This is a genomic window from Micromonospora craterilacus (assembly GCF_003236315.1).
Lineage (GTDB): Bacteria > Actinomycetota > Actinomycetes > Mycobacteriales > Micromonosporaceae > Micromonospora > Micromonospora craterilacus.
On sequence record NZ_POTY01000399.1, the window covers coordinates 1 to 3199 of the forward strand.

Consider the following 3199-nt stretch of genomic DNA (forward strand, 5'->3'; position numbering starts at 1 on the left):
GGCCGCGATTCGGGTCGGTGGGGTGCGCGGTGCGTGGGACCGCCGGATAGGGTCGTGGGTATGACCCACCAGGTGCACGCCTTCGAGCCGCCGGAGCGGTTCGTCGCCGGGACCGTCGGGCCGCCGGGGGAGCGCACTTTCTTCCTCCAGGCGCGCGGCGGTGGCCGGCTGGTAAGCGTCGCGCTGGAGAAGGTCCAGGTCTCTCTGCTCGCCGAGAAGCTGGAGGAACTGCTCACCGAGGCGCAGCGCCGGTTCGGTGTGGACCTGCCCGAGGCCCCCGCCTCACTCGGTGACAACGAGCCGCTGGACACGCCGGTCGACGAGGAGTTTCGGGTCGGCACGCTGGGCCTGGCCTTCGACGCGGACACCGCGACCGTGGTGATCGAGGCGATCGCGGTCGGCGAGGCGGAGAACGAGGTCGAGCTGGGCGAGCCGGAGGACGACGAGGCCGACGACGTCGAACCCGACGAGGACCTTGACCGGCTCCGGGTGCGGCTGACACCCGAGGCGACCCGCGCGTTCATCGAGCGGGCCCGGCGAGTGGTCAACGCCGGCCGTCCCCCCTGCCCACTGTGCGGCCAGCCGCTGGACCCGGCCGGTCACCTCTGCCCCCGGCACAACGGCTACCACCGGTGACCTCGTCCGACCTTGCTCCCCGGCAGGACGGTGGCGCCGCGCTGCGCCTGTTGCACGACGGCGAGCTGACCGTCGAGGGGCGGCTGGTCGACGCGTCGAACACCACCCTGCGCGGCATCCTCACTCTGGACGAGGCGACCGCGCGGTGCGTGTACAAGCCGGTCCGGGGGGAGCGGCCGTTGTGGGACTTCCCGGACGGCACCCTGGCCGGCCGCGAGGTCGCCGCCTACCTGGTCTCCGTGGCCTCCGGCTGGGACCTGGTGCCGCCGACGGTGCTGCGTGAGGGACCGTTCGGCCCGGGCTCGTGCCAGCTGTGGATCGACGAGCCGGAGGAGGCCGAACCGCTGGTCGGGTTCGTGCCGGCGGACGCGTTGCCGCCCCGGTGGTTCGCGGTCGCGGCGGCGCGCGACGACGACGGCACCCCGTACGCCCTGGCGCACGCCGACGATCCGCGGCTGGCCCGGCTCGCGGTGCTCGACGCGGTGATCAACAACGCCGATCGCAAGGGCGGCCACGTCCTGCTCGGCCCGAACGACCGGGTCCACGGGGTCGACCACGGGGTGAGCTTCCACGTGGAGGAGAAGCTGCGTACGGTGCTCTGGGGTTGGGCCGGCCGGCCGCTGCCCGCGGACGCCGTCGAAACGCTCGACTGCCTCGCCCGTCAGGTCGCCGGCCCGCTCGGCGAGGAACTGGCCGAGCACCTCACCGTCGGCGAGATCACCGAGCTGGCGGCCCGGATCGACCGGCTGCGCGAGGGTGGCCGCTTCCCGCAGCCGTCGCGGGACTGGCCGGCCGTACCGTGGCCGCCCCTGTGAGCCTGTCGCGTTGATCACTCCCGGGTCGCCGTGCCGGCGACCCGGCGCTGGTTAGGCTGATCGTCATGGACTCTTGGATGGGGCACGAGGTGCCGCGGCTGCCGGGCAGGAGCGGGCCGCTGAGGTTGTTCGACTCGGCGCGGCAGGGTGTGCAGCCGTCCGACCCGTCCGGTCCGGCGACCATGTATGTCTGCGGCATCACCCCGTACGACGCCACCCATCTGGGGCACGCCGCCACCATGATCACGTTTGACCTGGTGCAGCGGATGTGGCGCGACGCGGGCCACGAGGTGCGGTACGTGCAGAACGTCACCGACATCGACGATCCGCTGCTGGAACGGGCCGACCGCGACGGCGAGGACTGGAAGGTCCTGGCGATGCGGGAGACGGCGCTGTTCCGGGAGGACATGGAGGCGCTGCGGATCATCCCGCCGGCACACTACGTCGGTGCGGTCGAGTCGATCCCGGACATCGCCGAGAAGGTGCTGGTGCTGCTCAAGGACGGTGCCGCGTACCGCCTGGAGGACGGCACCGGGGACGTCTACTTCGACATCTCGACCGCGCCGCGGTTCGGCTACGAGTCCAACCTCTCCCGGGACGAGATGCTGGAGATCTTCCCCGAGCGGGGCGGCGACCCGGACCGGGCCGGCAAGCGCGACCCGCTGGACCCGCTGCTGTGGCGCGGCGCCCGCGACGGCGAGCCGTCCTGGCCCGGCGGCGAACTCGGCCCGGGCCGGCCGGGCTGGCACATCGAGTGCGCGGTGATCGCCCTGGGCCTGCTCGGGTCCACCATCCAGGTGCAGGGTGGCGGCAACGACCTGCTCTTCCCGCACCACGAGTGTTCCGCCGCGCACGCCGAGCGGCTGACTGGTGCGGCGCCCTTCGCCGAGCACTACGTGCACGCCGGGATGATCGGCCTGGACGGCGAGAAGATGTCCAAGTCCCGGGGCAACCTGGTCTTCGTCTCCCGGCTGCGCGCCGACCGGGTGGACCCGATGGCGGTCCGGCTGGCGTTGCTCTCCGGCCACTACCGCGCCGACCGGTCCTGGACCGATGACCTGCTGACCGCCGCCGAGGAGCGCCTGCGCCGCTGGCGCCGGGCCTCCGTCGCGCCCGCCGGGCCGTCCGGGCCGGCGTTCCTGGCCGGGGTACGCGACCGCCTCAACGACGACCTCGACTCGCCGGGCGCCCTGCGACTGGCCGACGAGTGGGCCGAGCAGACCCTCGCCGGCACCGGCGACGACCCGGCCGCACCGGCCCTGTTCGCCGACGCCCTCGACGCCCTCCTCGGCATCCGCCTCTGACGCCCCAGCGCCGGGCTGATCCAGCCTGGAGACTGCCGGTGTGCTGATCCAGCCTGGAGACTGCCGGTGTGTGCTGATCCGGCCTGGGGACTGCCGGCTCGCGGATCTGGCCGGCTTGCGGATCTGGCCTGGGGATTGCCGGCTTGCGGGTCCGGCCGGTGCCAGGCTCTCTCTGGTTCCGTCAGGCGCCGCCTAGACACGTCCGGGTGCGCGTCTGCCCCGGCTCTGCTCGCCCGAGAAGCATGACGTGCTCAATCCGGGATCGAGTGGCCTCCTGGCGTCGGTCAGGCCACTCGATCCAGGAACGAGCGCGGCAAATGGCGGCGGCGGCCCGAGGCGCGGCACAGTCTCGCGGAGCGTGCGAGGCGAGGCGGGGCTTTGGCGCGGCGGCCCGAGGCGGCCCGAGGCCCGGCGAGGCGGGCGGGGCGCGGCAGGGCGCGACGG

General features: G+C 73.5%; 3 protein-coding genes. All 3 read left to right on the top strand.

The window, feature by feature from the left end; translation table 11 throughout:
- The first annotated feature begins 60 nt into the window (after positions 1–60).
- Complete coding sequence (locus C1I95_RS32950) at positions 61–636, top strand: DUF3090 domain-containing protein (protein ID WP_111219909.1); 576 nt, start codon at positions 61–63, stop codon at positions 634–636.
- On the top strand, positions 633–1451 hold the full coding sequence (locus C1I95_RS32955) for an SCO1664 family protein (protein WP_111219911.1): 819 nt from the start codon (positions 633–635) through the stop codon (positions 1449–1451). Before C1I95_RS32950 ends, C1I95_RS32955 begins: the two co-directional genes overlap by 4 nt.
- A gap of 65 nt (positions 1452–1516) precedes the next feature.
- On the top strand, positions 1517–2755 hold the full coding sequence (gene mshC / locus C1I95_RS32960; protein ID WP_111219913.1) for a cysteine--1-D-myo-inosityl 2-amino-2-deoxy-alpha-D-glucopyranoside ligase: 1239 nt from the start codon (positions 1517–1519) through the stop codon (positions 2753–2755).
- The last annotated feature ends 444 nt before the right edge of the window (positions 2756–3199 follow it).

Bases quoted from the DNA above. Each gene is read 5' to 3' on its own strand.
- C1I95_RS32950 (WP_111219909.1), top strand. From the start codon at position 61: ATGACCCACCAGGTGCACGCCTTCGAGCCGCCGGAGCGGTTCGTCGCC.
- mshC (WP_111219913.1), top strand. From the start codon at position 1,517: ATGGACTCTTGGATGGGGCACGAGGTGCCGCGGCTGCCGGGCAGGAGC.